This window comes from Pengzhenrongella sicca (assembly GCF_017569225.1).
GTDB lineage: Bacteria > Actinomycetota > Actinomycetes > Actinomycetales > Cellulomonadaceae > Pengzhenrongella > Pengzhenrongella sicca.
On the sequence record NZ_CP071868.1, the window covers coordinates 531,507 to 548,247 of the forward strand.

Annotated in this window: 16 protein-coding genes and 1 pseudogene; 12 read left to right on the plus strand and 5 right to left on the minus strand. The window is 75.1% G+C overall.

Annotation, left to right across the window (positions count from 1 at the left end):
- Nucleotides 1-12: 12 nt before the first annotated feature.
- From J4E96_RS02445 to J4E96_RS02470, 6 genes and pseudogenes are all read left to right on the plus strand, one after another.
- Nucleotides 13-1,695, plus strand: a complete 1,683-nt coding sequence (locus tag J4E96_RS02445) for a bifunctional ADP-dependent NAD(P)H-hydrate dehydratase/NAD(P)H-hydrate epimerase (protein ID WP_227424218.1) — start codon at nt 13-15, stop codon at nt 1,693-1,695.
- A pseudogene (gene alr, locus J4E96_RS02450) lies at nt 1,692-2,939 on the plus strand (alanine racemase); the annotation flags it as partial. The gene J4E96_RS02445 and the pseudogene alr, both read left to right, overlap by 4 nt.
- Complete coding sequence (gene tsaE / locus J4E96_RS02455; protein ID WP_227425637.1) at nt 2,919-3,557, plus strand: tRNA (adenosine(37)-N6)-threonylcarbamoyltransferase complex ATPase subunit type 1 TsaE; 639 nt, start codon at nt 2,919-2,921, stop codon at nt 3,555-3,557. The pseudogene alr and the gene tsaE, both read left to right, overlap by 21 nt.
- A 5-nt stretch (nt 3,558-3,562) precedes the next feature.
- On the plus strand, nt 3,563-4,255 hold the full coding sequence (tsaB, locus tag J4E96_RS02460; protein WP_227424219.1) for a tRNA (adenosine(37)-N6)-threonylcarbamoyltransferase complex dimerization subunit type 1 TsaB: 693 nt from the start codon (nt 3,563-3,565) through the stop codon (nt 4,253-4,255).
- Nucleotides 4,252-4,851: a ribosomal protein S18-alanine N-acetyltransferase gene (gene rimI / locus J4E96_RS02465; RefSeq protein WP_319637726.1), complete on the plus strand. Its 600-nt coding sequence runs from the start codon at nt 4,252-4,254 to the stop codon at nt 4,849-4,851. The genes tsaB and rimI overlap by 4 nt, the downstream gene beginning before the upstream one ends.
- Nucleotides 4,848-5,780: a sulfurtransferase gene (locus J4E96_RS02470; RefSeq protein WP_227424220.1), complete on the plus strand. Its 933-nt coding sequence runs from the start codon at nt 4,848-4,850 to the stop codon at nt 5,778-5,780. The genes rimI and J4E96_RS02470 overlap by 4 nt, the downstream gene beginning before the upstream one ends.
- Before the next feature lie 30 nt (nt 5,781-5,810).
- Here J4E96_RS02470 and J4E96_RS02475 read toward each other — a convergent pair whose 3' ends face one another.
- Nucleotides 5,811-6,470: a malonic semialdehyde reductase gene (locus J4E96_RS02475; RefSeq protein ID WP_227424221.1), complete on the minus strand. Its 660-nt coding sequence runs from the start codon at nt 6,468-6,470 to the stop codon at nt 5,811-5,813.
- An 87-nt stretch (nt 6,471-6,557) separates the two neighbouring features.
- Between J4E96_RS02475 and tsaD the strand changes: the two genes are divergently transcribed.
- A complete protein-coding gene (gene tsaD / locus J4E96_RS02480; protein WP_227424222.1) occupies nt 6,558-7,601 on the plus strand; it encodes a tRNA (adenosine(37)-N6)-threonylcarbamoyltransferase complex transferase subunit TsaD in 1,044 nt (347 codons plus the stop codon).
- 158 nt (nt 7,602-7,759) lie between these two features.
- On the opposite strand, the gene J4E96_RS02485 is transcribed toward tsaD, so the two are convergent.
- Complete coding sequence (locus J4E96_RS02485; RefSeq protein WP_227424223.1) at nt 7,760-8,899, minus strand: glutamate--cysteine ligase; 1,140 nt, start codon at nt 8,897-8,899, stop codon at nt 7,760-7,762.
- On the minus strand, nt 8,896-10,080 hold the full coding sequence (locus J4E96_RS02490) for a THUMP-like domain-containing protein (protein WP_227424224.1): 1,185 nt from the start codon (nt 10,078-10,080) through the stop codon (nt 8,896-8,898). The genes J4E96_RS02485 and J4E96_RS02490 overlap by 4 nt, the downstream gene beginning before the upstream one ends.
- A gap of 211 nt (nt 10,081-10,291) precedes the next feature.
- On the opposite strand from J4E96_RS02490, the gene groES reads away from it, so the two are divergent.
- Nucleotides 10,292-10,588, plus strand: a complete 297-nt coding sequence (groES, locus tag J4E96_RS02495; RefSeq protein ID WP_227424225.1) for a co-chaperone GroES — start codon at nt 10,292-10,294, stop codon at nt 10,586-10,588.
- Between the two features lie 126 nt (nt 10,589-10,714).
- Here groES and J4E96_RS02500 read toward each other — a convergent pair whose 3' ends face one another.
- On the minus strand, nt 10,715-11,005 hold the full coding sequence (locus tag J4E96_RS02500) for a WhiB family transcriptional regulator (RefSeq protein WP_319637727.1): 291 nt from the start codon (nt 11,003-11,005) through the stop codon (nt 10,715-10,717).
- 227 nt (nt 11,006-11,232) lie between these two features.
- Here J4E96_RS02500 and J4E96_RS02505 point away from each other — a divergent pair, with 227 nt between their 5' ends.
- The 3 genes from J4E96_RS02505 (at nt 11,233) to guaB (ending at nt 14,646) form a co-directional block, all read left to right on the plus strand.
- Nucleotides 11,233-12,240 carry a MerR family transcriptional regulator gene (locus tag J4E96_RS02505; RefSeq protein ID WP_227424226.1) on the plus strand — a complete coding sequence of 336 codons (1,008 nt, stop codon included), beginning with the start codon at nt 11,233-11,235 and terminating at the stop codon, nt 12,238-12,240.
- 151 nt (nt 12,241-12,391) lie between these two features.
- Entirely contained in the window at nt 12,392-13,054 is a 663-nt protein-coding gene (locus J4E96_RS02510; protein WP_227424227.1) for a response regulator transcription factor, read from the plus strand.
- 65 nt (nt 13,055-13,119) lie between these two features.
- Entirely contained in the window at nt 13,120-14,646 is a 1,527-nt protein-coding gene (guaB, locus tag J4E96_RS02515) for an IMP dehydrogenase (protein ID WP_227424228.1), read from the plus strand.
- On the opposite strand, the gene J4E96_RS02520 is transcribed toward guaB, so the two are convergent.
- Complete coding sequence (locus tag J4E96_RS02520; RefSeq protein WP_227424229.1) at nt 14,631-15,461, minus strand: exonuclease domain-containing protein; 831 nt, start codon at nt 15,459-15,461, stop codon at nt 14,631-14,633. The two genes, guaB and J4E96_RS02520, sit on opposite strands and share 16 nt — an antisense overlap.
- A 95-nt stretch (nt 15,462-15,556) precedes the next feature.
- On the opposite strand from J4E96_RS02520, the gene J4E96_RS02525 reads away from it, so the two are divergent.
- Nucleotides 15,557-16,681, plus strand: a complete 1,125-nt coding sequence (locus tag J4E96_RS02525; protein WP_227424230.1) for a GuaB3 family IMP dehydrogenase-related protein — start codon at nt 15,557-15,559, stop codon at nt 16,679-16,681.
- Nucleotides 16,682-16,741 lie beyond the last annotated feature (60 nt).

Below are 16,741 nucleotides of genomic sequence, written 5' to 3' on the forward strand. Positions count from 1 at the left end.
CATGATGTGGGCGTGATCCTCGGATACAGCGCAGCCCAGGTCCGTGCCGCCGAAGCTTCCCTCCTCGCCGCGGGTCCGCCCGCCGAACTCATGGAGCGCGCGGCGTTCGCGCTCGCGGTCCGGGTCGCCCGGGAGCTGCGGCAACGCCGGGGGAGGGTCGCGGGTGCGGGCGTCCTCGTGCTGGTCGGACCAGGCAACAACGGCGGGGACGCGCTGTTCGCCGGCGCCGAGCTGGCGCGCCGCGGCGTGCGGGTGCTCGCGGTCCTCACCTCCTCGAGCGTGCACGACGCCGGTCTCGCGGCCCTGCGCGCGGCCGGCGGGCGCGTCGTGCGCGCCGTCGACGACCTGCCCGACGGCGCCGTGCCCGTCGACGACCTGCCCGACGGCGCCGTGCCCGACGACGACGTGCCCGACTTCGCTCTGCCCGACGGCGCCGCGACGGGGCCCCGCTGGGTCGGCCCGGTCCTGGCCGGCGTCGAGTCCGCCGACGTCGTGCTGGACGGCCTGCTCGGCATCGGCGCGCGCGGGCCCGTGCGCGGCGTCGCGGCCGAGGTCGTGGCGCTGGTCGCGGGCCTGGTCGACGCGGCCAACGCCGAGCCCGGCCGCCCGCTCGTCGTCGCCGTCGACACCCCGAGCGGCATCGACGTGGACGACGGCGCGCTGCCCGGGCCGGCCGCGGCGCCCGACCCGGTCGCGCTGTTCGGCCCCGGCGTGCTGCCGGCCGACCTCACCGTGACCTTCGGAGCCGCGAAGGCCGGCCTGCTGCTGCCGCCCGCGAGCGGCGTCGTCGGGATGATCGACGTCGTCGACCTCGGGCTGGACCTCGCCGGGGTCGTCCCGGTGGTCGCCCGGCTGGAGCGCTCGGACGTGGCGGGGCTGTGGCCCGTGCCCGGCTCCAGCTCGCACAAGTACGACCGCGGCGTGCTCGGCGTCGTCGCGGGGACGCCGCGGTACCCCGGCGCGGCCGTGCTCACGGTCACCGCGGCGGTGCGGGCCGGCGTCGGCATGGTCCGGTACGTCGGGCCGCCGGGGGTGACCGCGACGGTGGTCGCGGCCCGGCCTGAGGTCGTCGCGGGCTACGGCCGCGTGCAGGCCTGGGTGGTCGGACCCGGCGTCGACCCGCTGGACCCGCCGCAGGCCGCGCACGTGCGCGACGCGCTCGTCGCCGCGCACGCGGCGAGGCTCCCGGTCGTGGTCGACGCCGGCGCGCTCGACCTGCTGCCCGACCGGGTCGACCCGTGGGTCGTCCTGACGCCGCACGCGGGCGAGCTGGCCCGGCTGCTCGCCGAGCGGGGCGAGATCGTCGAGCGCGGCGACGTCGAGGCGCACCCGCTGACCTGGGCCCGCCGCGCGCACGCGCTGACCGGGGCGACCGTGTTGCTCAAGGGCGCGACGACGGTCGTCGTCGGCGCCGGCGGCGCGGCCTACTCCCAGCAGGACGCGCCCGCCTGGCTCGCGACCGCCGGGGCGGGGGACGTGCTGGCAGGCCTGCTCGGGGCGCTGCTCGCGGGTCGGTCGGACGAGGTCGTGGCCGATCCGACGCTCGCCGTGGCGCTCGCAGCGGCGGCGGCCTCCGTGCACGGACTCGCTGCGGGGCGCGCGCGGCCGGGCGGTCCGGTGGCGGCGCTCGACGTCGCGGACGCGCTGCCCGCGACGATCGCCGCGCTGCTTGCGGTGGGAGACTGGCGCGCGTGAGCTTCCTTTCTGCGCGGACCGATCTCTCCGCGAGCGCCGACGTCGCTGCGAGGAGGGACGCTGCTGCGACGACAGACCCGCTCGCGCGAGCCGACTTCTTCCCCGCGCGCGCCGTCGTCGACCTCGACGCGATCCGGTCCAACGTGCACGCGCTGCGCGCGCATGCCCCGACCGCGCAGGTGATGGCCGTCGTCAAGGCGGACGCCTACGGTCACGGGCTCGTGCCGGTCGCCCGCGCGGCCGTCGACGCGGGCGCGACCTGGCTCGGCGTCGCGCAGGCGGACGAGGCCCTCGCGCTGCGGGCCGCCGGCCTGACCCCCCGCCTGCTGACCTGGCTCTACTCGCCGTCCGCTCCGCTGCGCGAGCTGATCGACGCCGACGTCGACGTCTCGGTCGCGGCGCCGTGGGCGCTCGTCGCGGTCATCGCGGCCGCCCGCGCGGCCGGGCGGACCGCGCGCATCCACCTCAAGGTCGACACCGGCCTCGGCCGCAACGGCATGCTGCCCCCGGTCTACGCGGACGTGCTGGACGCCGCCCTCGCGGCCCAGGCCGAGGGCGCCGTCGCCGTCGTCGGCGTGTGGTCGCACTTCGCGTTCGCCGACGAGCCCGCGCACCCCACCGTCGTGGCGCAGGCGGGCGTCTTCGCCGACGCCGTCGCGCTCGCCGACGCGCGCGGCGCGGCGCTCGAGGTGCGGCACCTCGCGAACTCGGCCGCGACGCTGACCAACCCCGCGGTGCACTATGACCTCGTGCGGCCCGGGCTCGCGATGTATGGGCTGTCCCCGGTGCCGCAGCTGGGCGGGCCGGCGGCGTTCGGGCTGCTCCCCGCGATGACCCTCGAGGCCGACCTCGCCACCGTCAAGGAGGTCCCGGCCGGGCAGGGTGTCTCGTACGCGCACGCCTACTCGACCACCCAGACGACCCGGCTCGGCGTCGTTCCGCTCGGGTACGCCGACGGCATCCCGCGGCACGCGTCCGGCTCGCTGCCCGAGCACCCCGGCGGACCGGTCCAGGTAGGCGGGCGCCGTCTCGCCGTCGCCGGGCGCGTGTGCATGGACCAGTTCGTCGTCGACCTCGGCCCGGACGCGCCGGAGCAGGCCGGCGCGCGGGTCGAGCTGTTCGGCGCCGGCACGGACGGCGGGCCGACCGCGCAGGACTGGGCCGACGCCGCCGGCACGATCAGCTACGAGATCGTCACGCGCGTCGGCGCCCGCATCCCGCGGGTGTACCTGGACGATCCGGCCGGGCAGGACCGTGAGCCGGCTGGGCAGGACCGTGAGCCGGCCGAGCCGGGCCGCGAGCCGGTCGAGCCGGGCCGCGTCGAGCCGGGCCGCGTCGAGCCGGGCCGCGTCGAGCCGGGCCGCGTCGAGCTGTCCGACGCCGCGGCCACCCGGGCGTACGGGCACGCGCTCGCCGGGGTGCTCCGCGCGGGCGACCTCGTGCTGCTGACCGGCGACCTGGGTGCGGGCAAGACCACGCTCACGCAGGGCATCGGCACCGGGCTCGGGGTGCGCGGCCAGGTCGCCTCGCCGACGTTCACCATCGCGCGCGTGCATCCCTCGCTCGCCGACGGGCCCGCGCTCGTGCACGTCGACGCCTACCGGCTCGGGTCCCTCGACGAGGTCGACGGCCTCGACCTCGACGCGAGCATGGCCGAGTCCGTGACGGTCGTCGAATGGGGCGAGGGCCTGGTCGAGTCCCTTGCCCAGGACCGCCTCGAGATCGCGCTGACCCGCCCCCGCGGCGGGCTCGCCGACCTCGTCGACCTCGAGGACCTCGACGCGGCCGACGGCGTTCGCGTCGCCCGCGTTCGCGCGGTCGGGACGCGCTGGGCCGGGGTCGCCCTGCCGGTCGTAGGCTGACGGACGTGCCCGTCCTCGCCCTCGACACGTCCGCCGCGGTCGCGGTCACCCTGCTCGCCGACGACGGTGCCGTCCTCGCCGCCCGGGTCGTGCACGAGGAGCGCCGGCACTCCGAGCAGCTCGCGCCGATGATCGCCGACGTGCTCGCCGCCACCGGCACGGATCGGTCCGCGCTCACCGCGATCGTGGTCGGTACCGGCCCCGCTCCGTTCACGGGCTTGCGGGTCGGGCTCGTCACCGCCCGCACCCTCGGCCTCGCGCTCGGCATCCCCGTGCTCGGCGTATGTAGCCTCGACGCCATCGCCGCCCGGGCGGCCCAGGACCAGGCGCTCGCCCCCGGCGCCGAGGTGCTGGCGCTGACCGACGCGCGCCGTCGCGAGGTGTACTGGGCCCGGTACCGCGTCGTCGCCGCCGGCCCGGGCCTCGAGCTCGTCGCGGGCCCGGGCGTGCAGAGCGCGGCGCAGCTCGTCGCCGACGGGCTGGCGGCCGGCGCCGTCGTCGTCGTCGGCCCGGGCGCTGGGCTGTACCCGGAGCTGCCGGCGACGGCCGGCGGCGAGCCCGCGGCCTGCGACCCCGCGATCCTGGCGCGCCTCGCGCTCGACCGGGCGGCGCGCGGCGAGGCGCTGCCCACCGAGCCGCTGTACCTGCGCCGACCCGACGTCATGCCGCCCGCCGAGCGCAAGCGCGCGCTCGGGTGAGCGCGCCCTGGGCGCCGGGATCGCCGGCCGGATCGACGCCCGCATCGCCGGGCGGATCGACGCCCGCATCGCCGGGCGGCCCGCCGGCGCCGCCGCTCGCCGGTCCGCCGGCCGAGGTCGCCCTGCGACCCCTCGCGCTCGCGGACCTGTCGGCTCTCGTCCGCCTCGAGCGGTCGCTGTTCGGCCCCGCCGCGTGGTCGGCCGCCATGCTGGCCGAGGAGCTCGCCGGGCCCGGGCGCTGGTACGTCGGCGCCGACGTCCCGGCCCCCGCGCAGACGCCAGGGCGCGTCCTGGCCGGCTACGCCGGGCTCTGGTTCGACGGCGACGACGCCCAGGTCATGACGATCGGGGTTGCGCAGGCGCAGCAGGGCCGGGGGATCGGGGCGCTGCTGCTCGACGCGCTCATGCGGCGCGCCCGCGAGCTCGCGGCCGACGCGGTGCTGCTCGAGGTGCGGGTCGACAACGTGCCCGCGCTCGCGCTGTACGACCGGTTCGGCTTCGTGCGGCTCGGCCGCCGACGCGGCTACTACCAGCCCGAGAACGTGGACGCGTGGACGATGCGCCGCGCGCTGGACAGCGAGGAGGCACCGCCATGACCCCAGCCCCGACCTTCGACGCGGGCCCGGACGTCGATCCCGACGCCAGCCCCGACGCGGCCCCGGACCGGGCCCGCGAGCGCGTCCTGATCGAGCCCGCCGAGCTCGCCCGCTGGCTCGCCGTCGGGGAGCCCGTGGTGCTCCTGGACGTGCGGTGGGCGCTCGGGCGCACCGACGGCCTGACCGAGCACGCGGCCGGGCACGTGCCGGGGGCGGTCTTCGTGGACCTGGACGCCGAGCTCGCCGCGCCGCCGAGCGCCGCGGCGGGGCGCCACCCGCTCCCGCCCATCGAGGACCTGCAGGCCGCCGCGCGGCGCTGGGGCGTGCGCGCCGGCGTCCCCGTCGTCGCCTACGACGCCGCCGGCGGCACCTCGGCCGCGCGGGCGTGGTGGCTGCTGCGCTGGGCCGGGGTGCCCGACGTCCGGCTGCTCGACGGCGGCCTCGCCGCCTGGGTCGCCTCCGGCGGCAGCCTGCAGACCGGGCGCGTCGAGCACCGACCGGGCGACGTGACGCTTGCCCCGGGCGCGCTGCGCACCCTCGGCCCCGACGAGGCCGCCGCGCTCGCCGCCGACGACGACGCGGGAGTCCTGCTCGACGCCCGCGCCGGCGAGCGGTACCGGGGCGAGGCGGAGCCCATCGACCCGCGCGCGGGACACATACCCGGCGCCGTGTCGGCGCCGACGGCGGGCAACCTCGACGGCGCGGGCCGGTTCCTGCCCGCGCCGGAGCTGCGCGAGCGGTTCGCCGCGCTGCGCGCCGCCGCCGGCGCGGGGGACGTCGCCGTGTACTGCGGGTCCGGCGTGACCGCGGCGCACGAGGTCGCGGCGCTCGCGTCGATCGGCGTCGAGGCCGCGCTGTACCCCGGCTCGTGGTCGCAGTGGAGCGCGGACCCGACCCGCGACGTCGTCGTCGGGCCGGATCCGCGCTGACCGCGACGGCTAGGCGCTGAGCGCGCCCGGCTACGCGCTGAGCGCGACCTGGCCGAACTCGAGGCGGGGCGCGCGCGGGCGCGCGGCGTCCGGGCCGGACGGGGTGCCGACGTTGATCACGAGCAGCGACTTCCAGCCGTTCTCGGCGAAGAACTCCGCGTCGATCCCCGCCGCGTCCATGCCGCCCATGGGGCCGGCGTGCAGGCCTGCGGCCCGCAGCGAGACGATGAGGTAGCCGACCTGGATCAGCGCCGAGGTACGGGCCATGGCGTCGCGCTTGGCGGCGTCGCCGGCGAACATCTCGCGCGCGCCGGGCAGGTGCGGGACGAGGGTGGTGAGGTGCTCGTGGAACTCCGGGTCGGCCGCGGCGACGATCGTCAGCGGGGCGGCGAGCACGCGCTCGGCGTTGCCGGGCGCCATCTTCGCGGCCAGGCGCGCGCGGGCCTCGGGGGTGCGCACCAGGAGCAGGCGCAGCGGCACGGTGTTCATCGCGGTCGGGCCCCAGCGCAGCAGGTCGTACGCGGCGTGCACCAGCTCGTCGGGCACCGCCGTGTCGGTGAACGTGTTCACCGAGTGCGCGTCCAGGAAGAGCAGGTCGGCGACCTCGGGGCTGACCGCGAGCTCGCCCGGCGCGCGGGTGACCTCGGACAGGTCGGCGGGGTCGGGGGCGATCACGGTATCGAGGCTCATGGTTATTTAACGCTCAACAATCTGCCGGTGATACCTGTCGGGGCTGTGAACCCGGTCACGCGCGGGGCGCGCGGCTAACCTGGGCGCATGTCCGCCCCCCTCGTCCTCGGCATCGAGTCGTCCTGCGACGAGACGGGCGTCGCGCTCGTGCGCGGCGGCGAGCTGCTGGTCGACGCCGTCGCGAGCTCGATGGACGAGCACGCCCGATACGGCGGCATCATCCCCGAGGTCGCCTCCCGCGCCCACCTCGAGGCGATGGTGCCCACCATCGAGCGCGCGCTCGCGGAGGCCGACGTCGACCTCGGCCAGGTCGACGCGATCGCCGTCACCGCCGGCCCCGGGCTGGTCGGGCCGCTCACGATCGGCGCGGCGGCGGCCAAGGCGCTGTCGATCGGCCTCGGCGTGCCGCTGTACGGCGTCAACCACGTGATCGGCCACGCCGCGGTCGACGAGCTCGTGCACGGGCCGTTCCCCGAGCGGGTCATGGCCCTGGTCGTCTCGGGCGGGCACTCCTCGCTGCTGCTGGTCGACGACATCGTCACCGGCGTGACCGAGCTCGGCTCGACGCTCGACGACGCGGCGGGCGAGGCGTTCGACAAGGTCGGCCGCCTGCTCGGGCTGCCCTACCCCGGGGGGCCGCACATCGACCGCCTCGCGCGCGAGGGCGACCCGACCGCGATCCGCTTCCCGCGCGGCCTGACCGCCGCGAAGGACCAGGCCAAGCACGCCTACGACTTCTCGTTCTCGGGCCTGAAGACCTCGGTCGCGCGCTGGGTCGAGACGCGCGAGGACGCGGGCCAGGCCGTCCCGGTCGCCGACGTCGCGGCGTCGTTCGCGGCGGCCGTCGCCGACGTGCTCACGGCCAAGACGATCGCGGCGTGCCGCCGGCACGGGATCGACACGCTCGTGGTCGGCGGCGGCTTCTCGGCCAACTCGCAGCTGCGCGAGCTCGCGGCGCTGCGCTGCGCCGAGGCCGGCATCGAGCTGCGGATCCCGCCGATCAAGTTCTGCACCGACAACGGCGCGATGATCGCGGCGCTGGGCGCGGCGGCCGTGCGACGCGGCATCGCTCCCTCCGACCTGTCGCTCCCGGTCGACTCCTCGATGCCCCTGACCCGCACGACGGCCTGACGGGCCGCCGCCGGCCGCCGCGGTAGTCCATCCGCGGCGAGGTAGTCCACCCGCGGCGAGATCGTCAGCTCTGGGGCACTACCTCACCGCAGATGGACGATCTCACCGCAGATGGACGACCTGACCGGCGGGTGGGCGACCCACCGCAGCGCCGCCTGCTAGAGCGGGCGGCCGGCCCGCATCTCCGCGACCAGGCTCGCCACCACCGCGTCGAGCTCGCCCGCGTTGCGCCGCGCGACGGCGCGCTGGCGCTGGTAGGACGCGCCGCGCTTGAGGATGATCCGGACCGCGTCGAGCTCGGCGCGGCAGCCGAGGCGCTCCGCGACCGGCGCGAGGTCGACGAGCATGCGCCCGACGGCGTCGGTCACCAGCTCCTCGTTGCCCGCGGCGTCGAGGATGATGATCGCGTCCATGCCGTAGCGCGCGGAACGCCACTTGTTCTCCTGGGCGAACCAGGGCGGCATGGTCGGCAGCTCGCGACCCTCGTCGAGCATCGTCGAGAAGTGCTCGACCAGGCAGTGCGTGAGCGCGGCGAGCGCGGTGACCTCGGTGAGGTTCGTCGCGCCGTCGCAGATGCGCATCTCGATCGTGCCGAACTTGGGGGCCGGGCGGATGTCCCAGCGGATCTCGTCGAACTCGTCGATCACGCCGGTGTGGATCATGTCCGCGACGTACGACTCGAGCTGGTCCCAGCGCTCGAACTGGAACGGCAGGCCCGCGGTCGGCAGTTGCTGGAACATGAGCGCGCGGTTCGACGCGTAGCCCGTGTCCCGGCCGCCCCAGAACGGGCTCGACGCCGACAGCGACTGCAGCTGCGCGAAGCACGTGAGCATGGCGCGCTGGATCGGCAGGACCTTGTCCCGGTCCTCGATGCCGACGTGCACGTGCACGCCGTAGATGAGCATCTGGCGGCCCCACCACTGGGTCCTGTCGATGAGCGTCGCGTACCGCTGCTTGTCCGTGACCTTCTGCTGCGCCCACCGCGCGAACGGGTGCGTCCCGGCGCTCATGAGCTCGACCCGCAGGGGGTCGGTGATCGTGCGCACCTGGTCGATCGCGCGCTGCAGGTCCTGCCCGGCGGCCCCGACGGTCTCGCACACGCCCGAGACGACCTCGACCGTGTTCAGCAGCAGCTCCTGCCGAATGTTCGGGTGCTCGCCGCCGCCGGGCGGCCGGACGGCGTCGAGCACCGTCTGGGCGACCTGGCGCAGGTCACCGGAGTCCTTGTCGACGAGCGCGATCTCCCACTCGAGCCCGACGCTCGACCGGCCCGAGCTCGCGAACGGGATCGGGGTCACAGCGGCTCCACGACGAGGACGTGCTGGGCGCCGGCAACGCGGGTGAGCACGATGGTCGCCTCCTGATGGCCGCGCAGGTCGAGCCGCCCGCGCAGCTCCTCCGGCAGCACGGCGGTGCCGCGCTTCTTGATGGTCAGGCGGCCGACGTCGCGCTCGCGCAGGTAGGTGCGCAGGCGCTTGAGTCCGAACGGAAGCGTATCGAGCACGCGGTACCCCGTCGCGGCATCGCTCGCGTGCAGCGCGTCGGACGTGATGTAGGCGATCGTCTTGTCGATGAGCCGGCCGCCCACCTCGGCCGCGATCTGCGCGACGAGGCCCGCGCGGATGACCGCGCCGTCGGGCTCGTACAGGTAGGCGCCGACGGGGCCGACGTCGGGCGCCGCGCCGCCGAGCTCGTCGCGCACCACGCGGGCGGACTGGCCCCGCAGCACGAGCGCCGTCAGGCCGGGCCCGTCCGGCGCGAGCGGCCCGAACCACAGGCCGGCCTCGACGACGTCGCCGTCCACCGAGACCCACTGCGTCTCGGCCGCCGCGGGCAGGCCGGCGTGCGGGACCCCGGGGCCGATCTTGACGCCCAGCGCGGGGACCCGGTCGGCCAGCGCGAGCACCGAGTCCAGGGGAGGGGAATAGGCACCCGGGTCGAACAGCCGCTTGCCCGTCGACGCGCGCCGGGCGGGGTCGGCGTACAGGCCGTCGACGCCCTCGGCCTCGAGGTCAAGGGTCAGCCCGTCGGTGTGCCGGACGACGGCCTCGGGGAAGTGGCGCAGGTTGACGGTCGCGAGCGCCGCAGTGAGCTCGTCGGTGTCGGCGGCCAGCACCGTCAGGCCGACCCCGGCGAACGCCATCGAATCGGCGCCGATGCCGCAGGTCAGGTCCGCGACGCGCGTCACCCCGGCCGCGACGTACCGGCGCGCGTGGTGCGCGGCGACCGTCAGCCGGGTGGCCTGCTCGAGGCCCGCCGGGGTGAACAGCATGCCGTCGGCGAACGAGTCGAACTTGGCGTGCGCCTTCGCGCGCAGGCGCGACTGGGTGAGGGCGGCGGCGATGAGATCGGCGTCGATGCCCTCGCGTCGCAGGCGGTCGGAGATCGCCATCGTCCGGGTCTCGTCGTACGGCGGCAGGGCCGACAGCAGTGCCCAGCCGTGTGGGCTGAGCAACTTGGCAAGACCCGCGGCATCCATGGCGGCGATCCTGCCACGCGTGACCCAGGTGGGTCGCAGGCTGGCACTCGCCTTGACCGAGTGCTAATGGGTTCCTAGAGTGAGTCCTGGCAGCCCCGTCCGTTGGGGAGGCCAGCGCATCGGCAGGTTCGGCCGGCTCCCGCGATGACGGGCGGACCGCGGCGATGCGACATTCACTCGTCACATCTCACACGCGAAGGGGAGGTCCGCAGTGTCGGTCTCCATCAAGCCGCTCGAGGATCGCATCGTTGTCAAGGCGCTCGAAGCCGAGACGACGACGGCGTCCGGGCTGGTCATCCCGGACAGCGCCAAGGAGAAGCCCCAGGAGGGCGAGGTCCTGTCCGTAGGCCCCGGCCGCATCGACGACAACGGCAACCGCGTCCCGCTGGACGTTGCCATCGGCGACAAGGTCATCTACAGCAAGTACGGCGGCACCGAGGTCAAGTACGACGGCGAGGAGTACCTCATCCTCTCCGCTCGCGACATCCTCGCGATCGTCGTGAAGTAGGTCCCCTCCGGACCAGCTTCACCGCACGACAGCGTCACCGCACGACAGAACGCCCCCGCCCCGGGTTGACCGGGACGGGGGCGTTTCTGCGTGCGATGGATCTCGTGCGCGCGGTGCGACCGTGCGCTAGATCGCCTGCTTGGCGGGCCGGGCGAGCACCGCCGAGCGCTCGTCCTCGGAGAGGCCGCCCCAGACGCCGTACGGCTCGCGCACCGTCAGCGACTGCTCGCGGCACTGCGTGATCACGGGGCACCCCGCGCAGATCGCCTTGGCGGCCTCGGCACGCCGGCGCCGGGCGGACCCTCGCTCACCCTCGGGGTGGAAGAAGAGCGTCTCGTCCTCGTCGCGGCAGGCGCCGTCGAACTGCCACTCCCACAGGTCCATCACTGGACCGGGCAACCGCGAGATCTCTGTCATGGGTCCTCCTTGACGCCTCGGCAGTGGATGCCTGAGCTGGTTGCGAACATCCGGTTCAACGAGCACCGAGAAGCCTCTGTGCTGATGCGACGACGCTACAACCGCTTCACAAGTTGTTCAAGCCACTGTGGCGTACGTCACAAAGTCGGAGCAGCGAGGCGTGAAATCGCGGCAGCCGCGCGCTGAACTCGGTGGCAATCGCTTCAGCACATGGGCACAATCGATCCATGATGACCGCCGAGCATGTCGCCGGCGGCCCCGCCGGGGCCGTCGCAGCCGCCGAGCCGTCCGCCGGGCCGTCCGCCGACCCGGAGCCGCGCGTGACCGGTGCGCCGGGAGGCGAGCCCGCGCTCGCGGTCGCCGCGGTCGCCCGCCGGCTCGGCGTCGCGCCGTCGACGTTGCGAACCTGGGACCGCCGGTACGGGCTCGGCCCGTCCGAGCACTCGGCGGGGTCGCACCGGCGCTACTCGACCGATGACGTCGCGCGCCTGCTCGTCATGCGCCAGCTCACCCTCCAGGGGGTCGCGCCCGCGGACGCGGCCCGCGCGGCCCGCCAGACGGACCAGGCGCAGCGCCGGGGGGTCGGGGAGGGAACCCAGCCCGGGACGCGCGGCGCCGACGAGCTCGCGACGCCCGCGTTGCTGGTGGAGACCGCGATGCGGGCCGACGAGCTCGGCTGCCGCCGCCTGCTCGCGTCCGTGACCGCCACCGTCGAGACCTGGTGGACCGATCTCGTCCAGCCGGCGCGGGCGGGCCTCGCGGCGCGCACCGTGCTCGCCCACGCCGGTGAGGATGCCGAGTGGGTGCTCGACTCGGCCGCGCTGGCGGTGCTGCGGACCCGGCCGCGCCCGCGCGCCGCGCCGGCCACGGTCGGCGAGCGCGTGGTGCTGCTGCACGCCGCGCCCCGCGAACGGCGCCCGCTGGCGCTGCATGCGCTCGCGGCGGCGCTCGCCGACCGGGGCGTGGACGCGCGGGTCGTGACCGGCCCAGTGGAGAGCGACCGCATGCTCGAGCTCGTCGCGATGACCCACCCGGTCGCGGTCGGGGTGATCTCCGAGCAGGCCGACCCAGACCTGGCCATCGTCGGCGAGCTGAGCGCGGCCTGGCCCGATCTGCCGCTGTTCGTCGGGTACGCACCGGGGCGCGGCGCCGGCGGGATAACGTTCGGGCAGACGGTTCGCCTCGAGCGCAGCTTCCTCGGCCTGTTCCACGAGATTCTCGCGGTGATCGGCTGAAATAGCCCGCTTTGGTGCGATCTGGCGGTAGATTCCGTGTGTTTCACCCCGTCTCGGCCTCATCATCGCCGCGGGCAGGTCGATAGTGACTTGAGGAACCAAGCCAGCCGCTGCGACGGCGCAGTGAAGTGAGATGCCGGGGGGTTGCTTGATGACGGGTGTCGTGGTGTGCCACGGCTCGCCGGTTGTGCGCGAGCGGCTTGTGGCGGCGGCGCAGGGTGTTCCCACCCTGACCCCGGTGCGGTCCGCCGCCTCGGGCGAGGAGCTGCTCCTGCTTGCGCGCCGGCATCCGCCGACGGTGGTGCTGCTCGACGCGCACCTGCCGGGCACCGGCCCCGTCGAGGCGATCCGACGCCTGCGTCTGATGAACATCGGCGCGGTCATCGTGATGCTTGCCCAGCCCGGGGACGAGATCGCGCTCGACCGCGCGATCACGCTCGGCGCGCGCGGCTTCCTCGCGCCCGACGTCGGCCGGGCCGAGCTCGCCGCCGTCGCCGCGCACGTGCTGTCGACGCCGCTGCCGGCGCAGCCGGGCCGGTCTCTGCGGTCCGGGGGCGTCGCCGCCGCGGCGCAGAGCGAGTCGAGCCTGCGCGTGACCGCCGAGGGCCTGCCGCCGCTCGCCGAACTGACCAAGCGCGAGCTCGAGGTGCTCGGCGGCATGAGTCACGGGCGGTCCAACGCGCAGATCGGCGCGGACCTGTTCCTGTCGGAGGACACCGTCAAGACCCACGCCCGCCGGCTGTTCCGCAAGCTCGGGGCGTCGGACCGGGCGCAGGCCGTCGCGATCGGGCTCCGGCGCGGCCTGATCGACTGACTCGTCAGACGCTGGTCGCCCGGCGTCTACCGGGGTCCTGGGTGTGCGCGGCGTACGATCGGCCGATGACCGAGCATGGCGCCACCGGATCTGCCCACCACGACCCGTTCGGCCTCATCGGCCTCACGTACGACGACGTCCTGCTCCTGCCTGGGGAGAGCGATGTCGTGCCGTCCGAGGTGGACACGACCGCGCGGCTGACCCGGAACATCGCTGTCGCCGTCCCGCTGCTGTCCGCCGCGATGGACACGGTGACCGAGGCTCGGATGGCCATCGCGATGGCGCGCCAGGGCGGCATCGGCGTGCTGCACCGCAACCTGTCGATCGCGGACCAGGCGCACCAGGTCGACCTCGTGAAGCGGTCCGAGTCCGGCATGATCACCGACCCGGTCACGGTTGGCCCCGACGCGACGCTCGCCGAGCTCGACGCGCTGTGCGGCAAGTACCGCGTGTCGGGCCTGCCCGTCATCGACGAGAGCCGGACCCTGCTCGGCATCATCACCAACCGCGACCTGCGCTTCGTGCCCCAGGCCGACTTCACGCGCCTGCGGGTGCGCGAGGTCATGACGCCCATGCCGCTCATCACCGCGCCCGTCGGCATCACGCGCGACGACGCGGCGGCGCTGCTGGCCAAGCACAAGATCGAGAAGCTGCCGCTGATCGACCCGGCGGGCCGGCTCGCCGGGCTCATCACGGTCAAGGATTTCGTCAAGACCGAGCAGTACCCGCAGGCGACCAAGGACGACGAGGGTCGGCTGCGCGTCGGCGCCGGCGTCGGGTTCTTCGGGGACGCATGGGAGCGGGCGACGGCGCTGGTCGAGGCGGGCGTCGACATCATCGTCGTGGACACCGCCCACGGGCACGCCCAGGCGATGCTGCAGATGATCCGCCGGCTCAAGTCCGACCCGGCGACGCGCGGCATCGAGGTCATCGGCGGGAACATCGCGACCCGGGCGGGCGCGCAGGCGCTCGTGGACGCCGGCGCCGACGGCGTGAAGGTCGGCGTCGGCCCCGGCTCGATCTGCACGACCCGCGTCGTCGCCGGCGTCGGGGTGCCGCAGATCACCGCGATCTACGAGGCCGCGAAGGCGACGAAGCCGGCGGGCGTCCCGCTGATCGGCGACGGCGGCCTGCAGTACTCGGGCGACATCGCCAAGGCGCTCGTCGCGGGCGCGGACACCGTCATGCTCGGCTCGCTCCTGGCGGGCTGCGAGGAGAGCCCCGGCGACCTCGTGTTCGTCAACGGCAAGCAGTACAAGCACTACCGCGGCATGGGCTCGCTCGGCGCGATGGCGTCGCGCGGGCGCGTCTCGTACTCGAAGGACCGGTACTTCCAGGCGGACGTGACCAACGACGAGAAGATCGTGCCCGAGGGCATCGAGGGCCAGGTCCCGTTCCGCGGGCCGCTGCGCGCCGTCGCGCACCAGCTCGTGGGCGGGCTGCACCAGTCGATGTTCTACGTCGGCGCCCGCACGATCGCCGAGCTCCAGGAGCGCGGCGAGTTCGTGCGCATCACGCCCGCCGGGCTCAAGGAGTCCCACCCGCACGACATCCAGATGACGATCGAGGCGCCGAACTACAGCTCGCGCTGAGGCGCGGGCGTGGCCGCGGTCGCGGGCGCGGCTGAGGGCGCGGCCGCGTTCAACGGCTCCGCCACGTCGGCCGGTGCGCGGAGGTTCACCGGGCCCGCCGGGAGGCGGCTCGGCCAGGCCAGCTCGGCCCCCGGGCCCTCGAAGCCCTGGCTGACGCGCCACGCGTTGAACCCCTCGGCCCAGGCCCGGTGCGCGATCACCTGGTACGCGTGCAGCCGGTCGAGCCCCACGGCGTCGAGGCCGGGGTAGCGCGCGACGATGGCGGCGAGCACGTCGAGCGTGGCGACGACGTCGACGTCAGCGCTGTGCAGGTCGCCGGCCTGCGACACGCCGTAGACGCCGCAGAGGTCGCCGAGGCGGCGCTTGCCGCGCCGGTAGCGGTCCTCCGCCCGGTCCAGCACGAGCGGGTCGATGACGGGCGCGACGTCGCGGCCCAGCCGGTCGGCCACGGTCGGCAGCGCGTGCCGGCGAAGCTCGGCCGCGAGGATCTCGAGATCGAAGGCTGCGTTGTACGCGACGACCGGGACGCCCACGCGGCTCGCGGCGGCGATCGCGGTCGCCATCTCCTCGAGCGCGAGCGCCGCGGGCTCGCCCTCGGCGCGCGCCCGCTCGGTCGTGATGCCGTGGATCGCGCTCGCCGCGGCCGGGATCTCGATCCCGGGGTCGAGCAGCCACGTGCGGATCACCGTGCGGCGCTGGCCCGGCCCGGCGCCGTCGCGGCGCACGAGGGCCGCCGAGACGATCCGGTCGGTGTGCACGTCGACCCCGGTCGTCTCGGTGTCGAAGCCGAGCAGTGGTCCGTCGATCCACGTCATGGTGTGCCCTTTCCTGGTCCTGACCGAAGCCTCGCACCGGCCACCGACACGCCGGCCCGGGTACCGGCGTCGTCGGCGCCGGTAAACTCCTGGGCGTGAGCAACGAGATCGAGATTGGCCGTGGCAAGCGCGGACGACGCGCCTATTCCTTCGACGACGTCGCGGTGGTGCCGTCGCGGCGCACGCGCGACCCGGAGGAGGTCTCGGTCGGCTGGCAGATCGACGCGTACCACTTCGACCTGCCGGTGATGGCCGCGCCGATGGACTCCGTGATGAGCCCCGTGACGGCGGTCGCCCTGGGCAAGCTCGGCGGCCTCGGCGTGCTCGACCTCGAGGGCCTGTGGACGCGCTACGACGACCCCGAGCCGCTGCTGGCGGAGATCGCCCGGCTCGACGCGCCCCGCTCGACCGCGCGCATGCAGGAGCTCTACGCGGCCCCGATCCGCGCGGAGCTCATCACCGCGCGGCTGCAGGAGATCCGCGCCGCGGGGGTCACCGTGGCCGGCGCGCTGTCGCCGCAGCGGACGCAGGAGTTCTCCCAGACGGTCGTCGACGCCGGCGTCGACCTCTTCGTCATCCGGGGCACGACCGTCTCGGCCGAGCACGTCTCGAGCCGCGCCGAGCCGCTGAACCTCAAGCGCTTCATCTACGAGCTCGACGTGCCCGTGATCGTCGGCGGCGCCTCGACCTACACCGCAGCGCTGCACCTCATGCGCACCGGCGCGGCCGGCGTGCTCGTCGGCTTCGGCGGGGGAGCGGCGCACACCACCCGCGTCTCGCTCGGCATCCACGCGCCGATGGCGACCTCCGTCGCCGACGTCGCCGCCGCCCGCAAGGACTACCTGGACGAGTCGGGCGGCCGGTACGTGCACGTCATCGCCGACGGCGGCGTCGGCCGCTCGGGCGACCTCGTCAAGGCCGTGGCCTGCGGCGCCGACGCCGTGATGCTGGGCGCGGCGCTCGCACGCGCCACCGAGGCGCCCGGGCGCGGCTGGCACTGGGGCTCCGAGGCGCACCACCCGACGCTGCCGCGCGGCGAGCGCGTCGAGGTCGGCACGGCGGGCTCGCTCGAGGAGATCCTCTTCGGCCCGGGCCGGCAGGCGGACGGCACTCTCAACCTCATCGGCGCGCTGCGCCGCGCGCTCGCGACGACCGGCTACTCGGACGTCAAGGAGTTCCAGCGGGTCGAGGTCGTCGTCAGCCCTTACCAGCCGCACTGACCTCTCGGCCGGGCGCAGCGCCCGGCGGACGCACGAAGGCGCGGCCGGTGCAGATCTGCA